Here is a 13,115-nt window from a genome sequence, read left to right on the forward strand (position 1 = left end):
CCCCGCCGTCTCACCCCCTACGGCATCCGTCAGGAAAACCCAACTGCCATGCTCCGCTTCCTCATCCGCCGGACCCTCGGCGCCGCTGTGATCCTACTGATCATCAGCGCCCTGGTGTTCGTCCTGTTCTACGCCGCTCCGCGCGACCCCGCCCGCATCGCGTGCGGCAAGGTCTGCACCCCCGAGACCCTGGCCCTGGTGAAGAAGAACCTCGGGATCGACCACTCGCTCCCGGTGCAGTACTGGGACTGGCTCAAGGGCCTGTTCGTGGGGCGTGACTACACCTCCTTCGGGCACTGCGACGCGCCGTGCCTCGGCTACTCGTTCCAGAACCGCGAGCCGGTCCTGGGCACCATCGAGGACCGCTTCCCGACCACGATCTCCCTGGCCCTGGGCAGCGCCGTCGTCTTCCTGCTCTTCGGCGTCGGCACCGGCATGCTGGCCGCGGTGAAGCAGGGCAAGGCCCTGGACAAGATCGCCAGTTCCGCCTCGCTGATCGCGTCCTCGATGCAGATCTACGTCGTCGGCGTCTTCGCCACGTATCTCTTCGTGGACCAGCTGCACCTGCTGGACCGGGCCAACTACACGCCGTTCACCGACAACCCGGGCAAGTGGTTCACGGGTCTGCTGGTGCCGTGGCTGGTGCTGTCACTGATCTTCACCGCCAACTACACGCGTATGACGCGCTCGCAGATGGTCGAGTCGCTCAGCGAGGACTACGTCCGCACGGCCCGCGCCAAGGGCTTGTCCCGCAAGACGGTGTTCTTCCGCTTCGCCTGGCGCGGCGCGATGGGCCCGATCATCACCATCTTCGGCCTCGACCTCGGCACGCTGCTCGGCGGCGCCATCATCACCGAGTCGACCTTCAGCCTGCAGGGCATCGGCATGCTCTCGGTGAAGGCGGTCAGCACCAACGACCTGCCGATGCTGCTCGGAGTCGTCCTGGTCGCCGCGGCCGCCATCGTCGTCTTCAACATCATCGTCGACGCCGTGTACGCCCTCATCGACCCGCGCGTCCGCCTCGCTTAAGGAGAGACCATGAGCACCCCCTTCCTCTCCCTGCGAGACCTGCGCGTCCACTTCTCCACCGAGGACGGCGTCGTCAAGGCCGTCGACGGGCTGTCCTTCGACCTGGAGCGGGGCAAGACCCTCGGCATCGTCGGTGAGTCCGGTTCCGGCAAGTCCGTCACCAACATGGCGATCCTCGGCCTGCACGACCCGCGCAACACCACGATGGACGGCGAGATCCTGCTCGACGGCAAGGAGCTGATCAGCGCCACCGAGGCGGAGCTGGAAAAGCTGCGCGGCAACAAGATGTCCATGATCTTCCAGGACGCGCTCGCCTCGCTCTCGCCGTACCACACCATCGGCGTCCAGATCGCCGAGACGTACCGCAAGCACACCGGCTGCTCCAAGAAGGACGCCCGGGCCCGTGCCATCGAGATGCTGCGCCGGGTCGGCATCCCCCAGCCCGAGACCCGCGTGGACGACTACCCGCACCAGTTCTCCGGCGGCATGCGCCAGCGCGCGATGATCGCCATGGCGCTGGTGTGCGACCCCGAGCTGCTGATCGCCGACGAGCCGACCACGGCCCTCGACGTGACGGTCCAGGCCCAGATCATGGACCTGCTCAAGGACCTCCAGCAGGAGTTCGGCACGGCGATCATCTTCATCACGCACGACCTCGGCGTCATCGCGGACATCGCGGACGACGTGCTGGTGATGTACGGCGGCCGGTGCGTGGAGCGCGGCACCAAGGAGGAGGTGCTCCGCACCCCGGACCACCCCTACAGCGTGGGCCTGCTCAACTCGATGCCCAGCCTGGAGGGTCCGGTGGACGTGCCGCTGACGCCGATCCCCGGTTCCCCGCCCTCGCTGCTCAACCCGCCCTCCGGCTGCCGCTTCCACCCGCGCTGCGCGTTCGCCGAGAAGGTCGCCGGCGGTCTGTGCTCGACCGAGCGCCCGCTGCTCGAGGTGCTCGACGGCCGGGGCTCCGCCTGCCACCTGACGGCGGAGCAGAAGCGGGAACTCTTCGCCGACTTCGCCGCAACCCGGCACAACTGACGGACGGGACTTCACGATCATGAGCAACACGAACCCCCTCCTGGACGTCTCCGGGCTCACCAAGCACTTCCCGATCAAGGGCGGCTTCCCGGTCCGCCGTACGGTCGGCGCGGTGCAGGCCGTCGACGGGCTGGACTTCCAGGTGTCCGAGGGCGAGAGCCTGGGCCTGGTCGGCGAGTCCGGCTGCGGCAAGTCGACCACCGGCCGGCTGATCACCCGCCTGCTGGAGCCGACCGGCGGCAAGATCACCTACCGCGGGCAGGACATCACGCACGCGGGCCGCAAGGACCTGGCGCCGATCCGCTCCGAGATCCAGATGATCTTCCAGGACCCCTACGCCTCGCTGAACCCGCGGCAGACGGTCGGCAAGATCATCGCGGGCCCGATGGAGATCAACGGCGTCAACCCGCCCGGCGGCCGCGAGAACCGCGTCCGCGAGCTGCTGGAGATCGTCGGCCTCAACCCCGAGCACTACAACCGCTTCCCGCACGAGTTCTCCGGCGGCCAGCGCCAGCGCATCGGTGTCGCCCGCGCCCTTGCCCTGGAGCCGAAGCTGATCGTCGCGGACGAGCCGGTCTCCGCGCTCGACGTCTCGATCCAGGCGCAGGTGGTGAACCTGCTGCAGAAGGTGCAGCGGGAACTGGGCATCGCGTTCGTCTTCATCGCCCACGACCTCGCGATCGTCCGGCACTTCTCGCAGCGCGTGGCGGTCATGTACCTCGGCAAGATCGTGGAGATCGCCGACCGCGACGACCTGTACGGCAACCCGCGCCACCCGTACACCCGGGCCCTGCTGTCCGCCGTACCGGAGGCGACGGTGGACGCCGAGCCGCGCGAGCGCATCCGCCTCGTCGGCGACGTGCCGTCCCCGATCAACCCGCCCTCCGGCTGCCGCTTCCGCACCCGTTGCTGGAAGGCGACGGAGAAGTGCGCGTCTCAGGCGCCGCCGCTGGTGCAGGTGGAGGGCAACAAGCCCGGCCACCTGACGGCGTGCCACTATCCTGAGACGCAGGAGACGATCCCGGCTCCCCGCCTCTCCGAGGAGAACCTCCCCAAGGACCCCGAGGCAGCGGCCTGACACACCCCTTTTCCGTCAGCCGCCCCTCGCGGAACGGACTTTCACCGGCCCATTGACCCGAGCCCTGAACGTCCGCTTCCAGGGAACGAAGGCCCACGCCTCCCCAAGGCGTGGGCCTTCGGCGTCCCGTCGCCGCCCGAGACATGTCCACGTGGGCACGGGAGTTGAGAGTCCCTCAAGAACTGGGCCGGAAACTGACGCGTCGTTCAACAGTCTGTGTCAGACTGCCGCGGTGGTAGATCACGTGTTCACCGATCTGACGCTTGCCGCGCTCTACGACCGCCTCAATCCCTGGGGGCCAGGTGACGACTTCTACCTCGGTCTGGTGCGCGAGGCCCGCTCGGTGCTGGACATCGGCTGCGGCACCGGGCGGTTGCTGCGGCGGGCGCGGGCCGAGGGGCACCGCGGCCGGCTGATGGGGCTCGATCCGGCGCCCGCCATGCTCGTACAGGCCCGCCGTGCCGAGCCGGACGTCGAGTGGGTGCTCGGGGACATGCGGACCCGGCTCTGGAACGGGGAGTTCGACCTGGTCGTCATGACCGGGCACGCCTTCCAGGAGCTGGTCGGCGACGAGGAGATCCGCAGCTGTCTGCGCGGGGTGCGAGCCGCCCTCGAGGACGGCGGGCGGTTCGTGTTCGAGACCCGGAACCCGGACGCCCGGGCCTGGGAGCGGTGGGTGCCGGAGCGGGTGTACGAGGTCACCGCCGAGGACGGGTCGCCGGTGCGGGTGTGGCACGAGGTCCAGGACGGCGGCCTCGGCGGGGACCGCGTGCGGTTCACGGAGACCTACGACTGCGACGGCTGGGCGGCGCCGCGGGTGTGCCACAGCGTCCTGCGGTTCCTGGACCGGGAGTCCCTGGCGAGCCGCCTGACCGACGCCGGGCTGACGGTCGTCGAGCAGTACGGCGACTGGGGGCGGGGGCCGGTCACCCCCGCCGGCCCCGAGATCATCACCGTGGCCCGGCCCGCCTAGGCCCTGTCGTCAGACTCCCTCCCCCAGCCTTCGGCCAGGGGGGACCCCAGCCCCGCGACGCCCTGCACGCTCCCCCACTGCCTCAAGGGCGTGGGAGGTGCCCCCACTCGCCGCACCGGGCTCGGGCCCGAGTACATCCAGTACGAGGGCCAGGACCCGGCACTCCCCCAGAGCACGCACCTGACGCCGCGAGGGCCGCTCTCCGGGCGGACGGCGGGAGTTTGACGACAGGGCCTGGCTCCACGTCCCCGCCCGGCGCCCTCGCCTACTCCGCGTCCTCCTCCAGCGCCGCCAGCGCCGGGTCGAGGATGATGTCCTCCTCCCGGGCCTCGGTCGTCGGCTCCTCCGGGAAGTGACAGGCCGTCAGGTGGCCCTCGTGGTTGCCGGAGATCCGGATCAGCGGCGGTTCCTCCGTGGCGCACTTGTCCTGCGCCTTCCAGCAGCGGGTGCGGAAGCGGCAGCCGGACGGCGGGGAGATGGGGGACGGGACGTCGCCGGCCAGACGGATCCGCTCACGGCCGCCCGTGTCCTCCTCCGACAGGTTCACCTCGGGGACCGCGGACAGCAGGGCGTGGGTGTAGGGATGGCGCGGCCGGGTGTAGATGGAGTCGCGGTCGCCCACCTCGATGATCTTGCCGAGGTACATCACCGCCACGCGCTGCGAGAAGTGCCGTACGACGGCCAGGTCGTGGGCGATGAAGACGAACGCGATGCCCAGTTCCCGCTGCACCTTCTGCAGCAGGTTCACCACCTGCGCCTGGATCGAGACGTCGAGCGCGGAGACCGGCTCGTCCGCGACGATCAGCTTCGGTTCCAGCGCCAACGCCCGTGCCACGCCGATGCGCTGGCGCTGGCCGCCGGAGAACTCGTGCGGGAAGCGGTTGTAGTGCTCGGGGTTGAGGCCGACGGTCTCCAGCAGCTCGCGGACGCGGTTCTCGCGGCCGCCGGGCGGGTTGACGCCGTTGATCTCCATCGGGCCCGAGATGATCTTGCCGACCGTCTGCCGCGGGTTCAGCGACGAGTACGGGTCCTGGAAGATCATCTGGATCTCGGAGCGGATCGGGGCGAGTTCCTTGCGCGTGGCGTGGCTGATGTCCTGCCCGCGGTAGGTGACGCTGCCGCTCGTCGGCTCCAGCAGGCGCGTGATCAGCCGGCCGGTGGTCGACTTGCCGCAGCCGGACTCGCCGACCAGGCCGAAGCTCTCCCCGGCGTGCACGGTGATGTCGACGCCGTCCACCGCCTGCACCGCGCCGATCGTCCGCCGGATCGGGAAGCCGCCCTTGACCGGGAAGTGCTTCTGCAGCCCCGAGACCCGCAACAGCGGCTCGGCGTCCGTGCCCCCGCTCTGCTCGCGCGGGGCCGTGAGGACGTTCTCCTCTGCCATGACCATGTCCTCCTAGCCCAGCCGGGGCTTGATCTCTTCGATGAAGATGGTCCGTTTCTGCTCCTCCGTGAGATGACACGCGGAGGCCCGGTCCGGCGCCAGCAGCGGACGCTCGCGCACACAGCGGCCCTGGCCCTCGACCCGCTCGGGATAGGTGCAGCGGGGGTGGAAGCGGCAGCCGGAGGGCGGGGTCAGCAGCGACGGCGGGGTGCCGGGGATCGGGGAGAGCGGGGCGCCGAGGTCGGAGTCCAGGCGCGGCATCGAGTGCAGCAGGCCCCAGGTGTAGGGGTGGCGCGGCGATCTGAGCACCTCGTCGACCGTGCCGCGCTCCACCGCGCCGCCCGCGTACATCACCATGATGTCGTCGGCCATGTCGGCGATCACCCCCAGGTCGTGGGTGATGAAGACGATGCCGGACCCGAACTCCTGCTGCAGGTCCTTGAGCAGGTCGAGGATCTGCGCCTGGACCGTCACGTCGAGGGCGGTGGTGGGCTCGTCGGCGATCAGGAGGTCGGGGTCGCAGACCAGCGCCATGGCGATCATGGCGCGCTGGCGCATGCCGCCGGAGAACTGGTGCGGGTAGTCCTTCGCCCGCTCCTTCGGGTTGGGGATGCCGACCTTGCCGAGCATCTCCACCGCCCGGTCCCAGGCCGCCTTCTTCGAGGCGCCGGTGTGCTTCATGTACGGCTCGGCGATCTGCCGGCCCACCGTGTAGTACGGGGAGAGCGCGGTGAGCGGGTCCTGGAAGATCATGGCGACCTTGTTGCCGCGCAGCTTCTCCATGTCCGACTCGCGCGCGGTGGTCAGCTCCTGGCCGTCCAGGAGGATCTCCCCCTCGACCGTGGTGAACATGGGGTTGTGCAGGCCGAGGATGGTCAGGTTGGTCACCGACTTGCCCGAGCCGGACTCCCCCACGATGCCGAGCGTCCTGCCGCGCTCCAGGTCGAAGGAGAGCCCGTCCACGGCCCGTACGACGCCGTCCTCGGTCTTGAAGCTGACGTGCAGGTCCCGCACCGAGAGAAGGGGAGCTGTGCCGGCCGGGTTCGGGGCGCCGGCCTCCTTGGTCAGAGTGGTCACGACAGTGCTCCTAGGACAGCCGCACGCGCGGGTCGATGAAGGCGTACGCGGCGTCGACGATGATGTTGAACAGCAGGATCATGCTGGCGGAGAAGAGCATCACACCGAGCAGCAGCGGCAGGTCGCTGAAGAAGACGGACTGGACGGCGAGGTTGCCGAGGCCGGGCAGGGAGAAGGTGTACTCGGTGATGATGGCGCCGCCGAACAGCGAGCCGAGGTCGATGCCGAAGATGGTGACGATCGGGATCAGCGAACCGCGCCAGGCGTAGCGGAAGAAGACGTAGGCGCGGGACATGCCCTTGGCGCGGGCGGTCCGGACGTGTTCCTCCTGGAGCTGTTCGATCATCGAGGACCGCGCCATACGGGTGTACTGCGCGGCGAAGATGGTGGAGAGGACCACCCAGGGGATGATCAGGCCGGCGAACCAGGAGAGGGGATCGTGGGTGAACTCGTTGTAGGCGGGCTTGTCGAACCAGTGGGTCTGGTAGACGAGGATCGCCAGGGCCAGCGGGCCGAGGAAGTAGATCTGCAGTGAGCTGACCACCATGGCGCCCGCGGTGGCCGTCTTGTCGATCAGCGTGCCGCGCCGCCACGCGGCGAGCAGCCCGGTGCCGAGCCCGACGAGCAGGAAGCACACGCTCGCGCCCAGGGTGAGCGAGACGGTGGTGGGCAGCCGGTCCATCAGGGTGCTCCAGACCGCCTCGTTGGTGTGGTACGAGTACCCGAAGCAGGGGGCGGGGCAGGGGCCCTGGGCGAACTGGCTGCTGCCCATGACGAGGTTGTGCAGGAAGATCCAATACTGCTCGGTGATGGGCTTGTCCAGGCCGAGTACGTGGTGGATGTTCGCGATGGCGTCCGGGTTGCAGGTCTTGCCGCACATCATCAGCGCGGGATCCCGGGGCACCCCGAAGAACAGCACGAACGTGACGATGCTCAGCAGGAACAGGATGACGATGGCACCGATGATCCGGCGGACGAGGAAGCGCAGCATGTCGGGGCAGCTCTCAGACGTCGGCGGCCTGGGCGGTACCCGGCGCGCCCGTGCGGTGGAGGCGCGCCGGGTACCGGCGGGGGACGGTTACTTGATGAAGAGGCGACGCGGGTCGACGCCGCCGATCACGTCGTCGTAGACGAGGCCGCCGACCTTGGAGCCGGCGATCTGGACCTGCTTGTAGTACGCGGTGGGGACGACGTTGACGCTGTCCTTGACGATGTACTCGTCCAGCTTCTCCCACGCGGCCGCGGCCTTGACCGGGTCGGTGATCGTGTTGATCCGGTCGATCTCGCTGTTGATCTTCGGGTCGTTGACCTGCGAGTAGTTCTGCGCGCCGTCGGCGATCACGCGGCCGTCGTACAGCGGCGGGATCACGGTCGAGGCGGACGGCCAGTCGGCGCCCCACGCGGTGTGGAAGATGTCGTAGTTGTTGTTCAGCTTGGAGACCTGGTCGTAGTAGGTCTCGGCCGGGATCTCCTGGCGCTGGACGTTGAAGCCGGCCTTCTTCAGGCCCGCCGCCATGGCCGTGGAGTACTGCTGGCCCTCGGGGGTGTTGATGTAACCGAAGGTCAGCTTCATGTTGAGCTTGCCGGCCTTCTTCAGCAGCGCCTTGGCCTTGGCCGCGTCACCGCCGGGGTTCTTCTTCTTGCCCCACGGGTCGAAGGAGGGGTTGTAGCCGGAGACGGTCGGGGAGATCAGGCCGCCCGCGACCTCCATGGCGTCGGTGCCGCCGTAGGCGCGCACGAACGGGGTGACCGGCAGCGCGTAGGCGATGGCCTCGCGGACCGTCTTGTCCTTCATGGCCGGGTGGCTCATGTTGATGTTCATCTGGCCGACGTACGGCTGGTAGCCGGAGACCGTGCGCGCCTTCATCTTCGGGTCGCGCAGCACCTGGGAGAGGTTGCCCGCGTCGACCTGGTTGTTGAAGCTGACGCCGGTCTGGTCGGCCCCGCTGTCGGCGAGCAGGGACTTGGTGGAGGTCTCGAACTGCTGGTTGAACGTGATGTTGAACCGGTCCACGTACTGGTGCCGGATCGGGTCCGTCTTCGGGTCCCAGTTCGGGTTCTTGACCAGCACCATCGACTTGCCGGACTTGAACGACTGGACCTTGTACGGCCCGGTCACCACCGGGTTCTTGTCGTACCGCTCCTTGGTGTCGCCCTTCTGGGAGACGACCGCGTAGCCGGCCATCGCCAGCGCGTAGGGCAGGTCGGGGTGCGACTTCTTGAAGTGGAAGACGATGGTCTTGTCGTCCGGGGTCGACAGGACGGAGTCGGGCAGGTGCTTGCCCTTGTACGGGCCGCCCGGCAGCAGTTTGCGGTAGGTGGCGCCGGGGGTGTCGGCGAGCCACTGCTGCACGTAGGTGGGGCCCTGGTTGATGAACGGCGCGAAGAGCCGCTCGATGCTCCAGCGGATGTCCTTGGACGTGATCGGGCTGCCGTCCTGGAACTTGATGCCGTCCTTCAGCGTGTACTTCCAGGTCTTGCCGCCGTCGGTGGTGGTGCCGGAGTCGGTGGCGAGGTCGCCGACCACCTCGTGCTGGTGGCCGTCGTCGCTGGTGGTCTTGTAGCCGGTCAGGCCTCTGTGGAGCAGCGTCGCGACGGAGCCCTCGTCGGAGACGTAGATCTGGGCCGGGTCGAGGTGTGCGTACGAGTCACGCTGCAGCACCTCCATGGTGCCGCCGGGCTTGGCGCCGGGCACGGGGGCCGCGGGGCCGGTGGAGTCCGCGGCGCCGCCGAACTTGATCGACGACTGCTGCCGCTTGGCGTCCTGCTGGTCCTTCTTGTCGTTGGTGCCGCTGTCGCTGCCGCCCTTGCTGCAACCGGTGAGCACGAGGGCTCCGGCGGCGAGCACGGAGAGCGCGCTGTAGACGTGGCGTCCGCCCCTACTCATCACGAAATTTCCCACCCATCCTTGAAACTGACGTTCCGTGCGGTTGACGTACTGCGGTCAGCGCGCGGTCTTGGGATCGAAGGCGTCCCTGACCGAGTCCCCGAGCAGGTTGAACGCGACGACGAAGATGATCATCGATACGCCGGGGAAGAACATGTAGGTGATGTCGTTCTGCATCACCAGTTCGGTGGACGCCTTGGAGAACATCTGCCCCCAGTCGGGCGTCGGTTCGACGATGCCGACACCCAGGTAGGACAGACCGGCCTCGGCCGTCACGAAGTTGGGCAGCATGTACGTCGCCTGCACCAGCAGCGGGGTGACGATGTTCGGCAGGATCTCCTTGCGGATGATCCGCCACGGCGAGGCTCCGCTGACCTTGGCCGCCTCGATGAACTCCCGCTCCCGCAGGGCGAGTGCGGTGCCGCGCAGGATACGGGCGAGGCCCATCCAGCCCAGCACCCACTGGACGAGGATCAGGGCCACCACGCGGACGTAGGTGGGTGTCTCGTCGCGGGGACTGACGAACAGCGACACCACGACCGGCATGCTCGCGATGAAGAACAGCTGCGCCGGGAAGGCGAGCAGGAAGTCGATGACGCGGCCGATGAAGTAGTCGGTCTTGCCGCCGATATAGCCGGCGGCGACACCGAGCAGGATGCCGGTCACCACGACCGCGAGCGTGACGGCGACCGAGATCATCAGCGAGGTGCGGATGCCGTAGATCAGTTTGGTGAAGACGTCGTAGCCGTTGCCGGGTTCGAGGCCGAACCAGAACTCGCTGCTGATGCCGCCGTTGGGATGGACCGGAACACCGGCGCTGTCGAAGAGTTCCGGGCGTTCGTCCGCGTACACCGTGTAGGGGTTCTTCCCGTACAGCTTGGCGATCAGCGGGGCGAGCAGTGCGATCAGGAAGAAGAAGCCCACGACGTAGGCCGAGATCACGCCCGTGCGGTCGCGTTTGAAGCGCAGCCACATCAGCTGGCCGGGAGACCGGCCCTCGAGCTTGACGGCTTCGTCCTTCGCCTCCGGCCCTGGTGCGCCGTCGACGACGACCGAAGTCCCGCCACCCTCAATGTCGATAGGACTTGTCACGGTTCGTCCGTTTCACAGGTATGAGTGTGAGTGGTGCCCGGGTATGCCGAGTACGCGCGAAACCGCAGTGGGACGCGCGTAGTTCTACAGCCGGGTCACACCGCTGGAATTGACGAACCGACCCACTTGGTGTGTGTGACGCCGCGCATGGGGGTTCCTCCTCATGACTTCACGTGTTCACCGAACGGAGAGGGTTTCCGTCTTCCCTCCGACACCCCTGACGGAGGGTCAGACACCCCCTGGTGCTCGTGAGTCGGGCGCTGTCCCCACAGCGCGAGACCCATTGACCCGAGCGCTACGCGGCTAACTATCTGCCATGGGTCCACCACCGACCACTGCCCGTAGATCTCAATTCAGTCACAGCTCACTGCTAGACCTTCCAAAATCTGGACAAACTGTTCGACCGAAGAAGGCGCGAAACGGACTTGTTACATGGCTATCGGTCAGGGATCTCCGCATGTCGGACATACGCACCGAGAAAACCGGTTGCAAAAAGCCCGGGCGCCCCCATCCTGGGGACACCCGGGCTCGGTTGCCGACTGATCAGCCGTGCTTGGCGCGGCTCGCAGCGCGGGCCCGCTCGCGGGCGTCCAGGTTCACCTTGCGGATGCGAACGGCCTCCGGGGTCACCTCGACGCACTCGTCGTCACGGCAGAACTCCAGCGACTGCTCCAGCGAGAGCTTGCGCGGCGGCACGATCGACTCGGTCACATCGGCCGTCGAGGACCGCATGTTGGTGAGCTTCTTCTCCTTGGTGATGTTGACGTCCATGTCGTCGGAGCGGGAGTTCTCCCCGACGATCATGCCCTCGTACACCTCGGTGCCCGGCTCCACGAAGAGCACGCCGCGCTCCTGAAGGTTCGTCATCGCGAACGCCGTGACGGCGCCGGAGCGGTCGGCGACCAGCGAGCCGTTGTTACGGGTCTGCAGCGGACCGAACCAGGGCTCGTGGCCCTCGTGGATGGAGTGCGCGATGCCGGTGCCGCGGGTCTGCGTCAGGAACTCGGTGCGGAAGCCGATCAGACCGCGCGAGGGCACCACGAACTCCATGCGCACCCAGCCGGAGCCGTGGTTGGACATGTTGTCCATGCGGCCCTTGCGGACGCCCATGAGCTGCGTGACCGCGCCCATGTGCTCCTCGGGCACGTCGATCGTCATGCGCTCGACCGGCTCGTAGACCTTGCCGTCGACCTCCTTGGTGACGACCTGCGGCTTGCCGACCGTCAGTTCGTAGCCCTCCCGGCGCATGGTCTCGACCAGGATGGCGAGCGCCAGCTCACCGCGGCCCTGCACCTCCCAGGCGTCCGGGCGCTCGGTGTCCAGGACGCGGAGCGAGACGTTGCCGACCAGCTCGCGGTCCAGGCGGTCCTTGACCTGGCGGGCGGTGACCTTGCGGTCCTTGACGGCCGCCTTGTTGTCGGCGCCCTTGCCGGTGGCGCCCCGACCGACCAGCGGCGAGGTGTTCGTGCCGATCACCATGGAGATCGCCGGCTCGTCCACCGTGATCAGCGGCAGCGGGACCGGGTTCTCCGGGTCGGCCAGGGTCTCGCCGATCATGATGTCCGGGATGCCGGCGACCGCGCAGATGTCACCGGGGCCGGCCTTCTCCGCCGGCTTGCGGGTGAGCGCCTCGGTCATCATCAGCTCGGAGATGCGGACGTTGCCGACCGAGCCGTCGCGCTTGATCCAGGCCACGGTCTGGCCCTTGCGCAGCTCGCCCTGCTCGACGCGGAGCAGCGCGATACGGCCGAGGAAGTTGTCGGCGTCGAGGTTGGTGACGTGGGCCTGGAGCGGCGCGTCCTCCTCGTACGTCGGCGCGGGGATGTGCTCCAGGATCGTGGAGAAGAACGGCTCCAGGCTGTCGGAGTCGGCCGGGACCGTGCCGTTGTCCGGCTTGGTCAGCGAGGCGACGCCGTCGCGGCCGCAGGCGTAGACGATCGGGAACTCGATCTGGTCCTCGTCCGCGTCCAGGTCGAGGAAGAGGTCGTAGGTCTCGTTGACGACCTCGTCGATCCGGGCGTCCGGGCGGTCCGTCTTGTTGATGCACAGGATGACGGGCAGCCGGGCCTGCAGCGCCTTGCGCAGCACGAACCGGGTCTGCGGCAGCGGGCCCTCGGAGGCGTCCACCAGCAGCACGACGCCGTCGACCATCGACAGACCGCGCTCGACCTCGCCGCCGAAGTCGGCGTGGCCGGGGGTGTCGATGATGTTGATGGTGATCGGGTCCCCGCCGTCCTTCGGGTGGTACTTGACCGCCGTGTTCTTGGCGAGGATCGTGATGCCCTTCTCACGCTCCAGGTCGTTCGAGTCCATGACCCGGTCGTCGACCTGCTCGAGCTGGTGGGCGGCGAAGGCGCCGGCCTGCTTCAGCATGCCGTCGACGATGGTGGTCTTGCCGTGGTCGACGTGAGCGACGATGGCGACGTTACGGATGTCGTGGCGCGTGGCCATAGTGCGGCGAACTCCCGGGGTGTGAGGAAAGCCTGCGCGTACGAGTGCGTTACGCGGGCCCTGCCGGGCTGGACACGCCACGGCCTCACCCCATGGTACGTGGCCGCGG

At 68.1% G+C, this 13,115-nt stretch carries 10 protein-coding genes; 4 read left to right on the forward strand and 6 right to left on the reverse strand.

Annotated elements, in window-relative coordinates; genetic code table 11:
• The first annotated feature begins 48 nt into the window (after nucleotides 1–48).
• The 4 genes from AB0950_RS00970 to AB0950_RS00985 all read left to right on the forward strand — a co-directional run bounded on the left by AB0950_RS00970 (nucleotide 49) and on the right by AB0950_RS00985 (nucleotide 4,115).
• Nucleotides 49–1,029: an ABC transporter permease subunit gene (locus AB0950_RS00970; RefSeq protein WP_360159933.1), complete on the forward strand. Its 981-nt coding sequence runs from the start codon at nucleotides 49–51 to the stop codon at nucleotides 1,027–1,029.
• 9 nt (nucleotides 1,030–1,038) lie between these two features.
• A complete protein-coding gene (locus AB0950_RS00975; protein WP_360574888.1) occupies nucleotides 1,039–2,064 on the forward strand; it encodes an ABC transporter ATP-binding protein in 1,026 nt (341 codons plus the stop codon).
• Nucleotides 2,065–2,083: 19 nt separating this feature from the next.
• On the forward strand, nucleotides 2,084–3,142 hold the full coding sequence (locus tag AB0950_RS00980; RefSeq protein ID WP_360574889.1) for a dipeptide ABC transporter ATP-binding protein: 1,059 nt from the start codon (nucleotides 2,084–2,086) through the stop codon (nucleotides 3,140–3,142).
• A 232-nt stretch (nucleotides 3,143–3,374) separates the two neighbouring features.
• Nucleotides 3,375–4,115, forward strand: a complete 741-nt coding sequence (locus AB0950_RS00985) for a class I SAM-dependent methyltransferase (RefSeq protein WP_360159930.1) — start codon at nucleotides 3,375–3,377, stop codon at nucleotides 4,113–4,115.
• A gap of 265 nt (nucleotides 4,116–4,380) precedes the next feature.
• On the opposite strand, the gene AB0950_RS00990 is transcribed toward AB0950_RS00985, so the two are convergent.
• The 6 genes from AB0950_RS00990 to typA form a co-directional block, all read right to left on the reverse strand.
• Entirely contained in the window at nucleotides 4,381–5,499 is a 1,119-nt protein-coding gene (locus AB0950_RS00990) for a dipeptide ABC transporter ATP-binding protein (RefSeq protein ID WP_360159929.1), read from the reverse strand.
• Between the two features lie 12 nt (nucleotides 5,500–5,511).
• Nucleotides 5,512–6,576 carry an ABC transporter ATP-binding protein gene (locus AB0950_RS00995; protein WP_360159928.1) on the reverse strand — a complete coding sequence of 355 codons (1,065 nt, stop codon included), beginning with the start codon at nucleotides 6,574–6,576 and terminating at the stop codon, nucleotides 5,512–5,514.
• Between the two features lie 10 nt (nucleotides 6,577–6,586).
• The gene (locus AB0950_RS01000; protein ID WP_360159927.1) at nucleotides 6,587–7,567 is read right to left on the reverse strand and encodes an ABC transporter permease; all 981 of its coding nucleotides are present in this window, start codon (nucleotides 7,565–7,567) and stop codon (nucleotides 6,587–6,589) included.
• Nucleotides 7,568–7,654: 87 nt separating this feature from the next.
• The gene (locus AB0950_RS01005) at nucleotides 7,655–9,463 is read right to left on the reverse strand and encodes an ABC transporter substrate-binding protein (protein WP_360159926.1); all 1,809 of its coding nucleotides are present in this window, start codon (nucleotides 9,461–9,463) and stop codon (nucleotides 7,655–7,657) included.
• Nucleotides 9,464–9,520: 57 nt separating this feature from the next.
• A complete protein-coding gene (locus AB0950_RS01010; protein ID WP_360159925.1) occupies nucleotides 9,521–10,555 on the reverse strand; it encodes an ABC transporter permease in 1,035 nt (344 codons plus the stop codon).
• 543 nt (nucleotides 10,556–11,098) lie between these two features.
• Nucleotides 11,099–13,006, reverse strand: a complete 1,908-nt coding sequence (gene typA, locus AB0950_RS01015; RefSeq protein WP_360159924.1) for a translational GTPase TypA — start codon at nucleotides 13,004–13,006, stop codon at nucleotides 11,099–11,101.
• Between the last annotated feature and the right edge of the window lie 109 nt (nucleotides 13,007–13,115).

Origin of the sequence: Streptomyces sp. NPDC007189, assembly GCF_040703635.1 — a bacterium.
Classification (GTDB): Bacteria; Actinomycetota; Actinomycetes; order Streptomycetales; family Streptomycetaceae; genus Streptomyces.

Excerpts from the sequence above, each read along its gene's own strand:
- AB0950_RS00970 (WP_360159933.1), top strand. The coding sequence starts at position 49 with ATGCTCCGCTTCCTCATCCGCCGGACCCTCGGCGCCGCTGTGATCCTA.
- AB0950_RS00975 (WP_360574888.1), top strand. The coding sequence starts at position 1,039 with ATGAGCACCCCCTTCCTCTCCCTGCGAGACCTGCGCGTCCACTTCTCC.
- AB0950_RS00980 (WP_360574889.1), top strand. The coding sequence starts at position 2,084 with ATGAGCAACACGAACCCCCTCCTGGACGTCTCCGGGCTCACCAAGCAC.
- AB0950_RS00990 (WP_360159929.1), bottom strand. The coding sequence starts at position 5,499 with ATGGCAGAGGAGAACGTCCTCACGGCCCCGCGCGAGCAGAGCGGGGGC.
- AB0950_RS01000 (WP_360159927.1), bottom strand. The coding sequence starts at position 7,567 with ATGCTGCGCTTCCTCGTCCGCCGGATCATCGGTGCCATCGTCATCCTG.
- AB0950_RS01005 (WP_360159926.1), bottom strand. The coding sequence starts at position 9,463 with ATGAGTAGGGGCGGACGCCACGTCTACAGCGCGCTCTCCGTGCTCGCC.
- typA (WP_360159924.1), bottom strand. The coding sequence starts at position 13,006 with ATGGCCACGCGCCACGACATCCGTAACGTCGCCATCGTCGCTCACGTC.